The organism is Acidithiobacillus sp. (assembly GCF_027322205.1).
Lineage (GTDB): Bacteria > Pseudomonadota > Gammaproteobacteria > Acidithiobacillales > Acidithiobacillaceae > Acidithiobacillus.
The window spans coordinates 1-671 of record NZ_DAHVHY010000148.1 but is presented as its reverse complement, the minus strand read 5'-3'; the positions used below and the strand labels follow the sequence as shown (position 1 = coordinate 671).

The 671-nt window shown below is 58.7% G+C and carries 1 protein-coding gene; it reads left to right on the top strand.

From position 1 onward, the window contains the following. Window positions 1-671 (top strand): sigma-70 factor domain-containing protein (locus M7F93_RS11870; RefSeq protein WP_298173822.1); only part of this gene is annotated, 671 nt, incomplete at both ends.

Below are 671 nucleotides of genomic sequence, written 5' to 3'. Positions count from 1 at the left end.
GATGGGGAAGGCGGCTCTGTGGTCGCTGCCCAGGAAGCGGAAGAGGCCGCTGAAGAAGCCTTGGCCGTGGTCGAGGCGGATATCGGGCGGACCAGTGACCCGGTGCGCATGTACATGCGCGAGATGGGCAGCGTGGAACTGCTCACCCGTGAAGGCGAAATCGAGATTGCCCGGCGTATTGAGGATGGCCTGATGCAGGTGCTGCGGGCGGTATCGACCTGTCCGACGACCATCTCTCTTTTGTTGGACGCGGCGGATCGGGTAGAGCGTGGTGAGACACGCCTGGATGAAGTGGTAGATGCCTTTATCGATCCTAATGCACTGGACGCGGAGGCGGTCAGCGCGGATGAGGATGCTGTACTGGTGGGCGGCGACGAGATTGAGGTTGAGGACGACGAAGAAGAATCCGAAGACGGTGATGTCGAAGTAGACAAGGGTCCGCAACTCGAAGAAGCGTTGGAACGTTTTGCAATCATTCGCGCTGCTTACACCGCGTTACTCGTCAGCTATGCCGATGGTGAAATGCATGGGGAAGCTTACCAGCAGCAGCGTCGTGAGCTTGCGGAGCGCTTCCTGGAAATCAAGCTCAATGTTCGCCAGATCGATGTCATGACCGATGCGCTACGCGGGCTGACCGAAGAGGTACGTCAGTGCGAACGGGAGTTGATGGA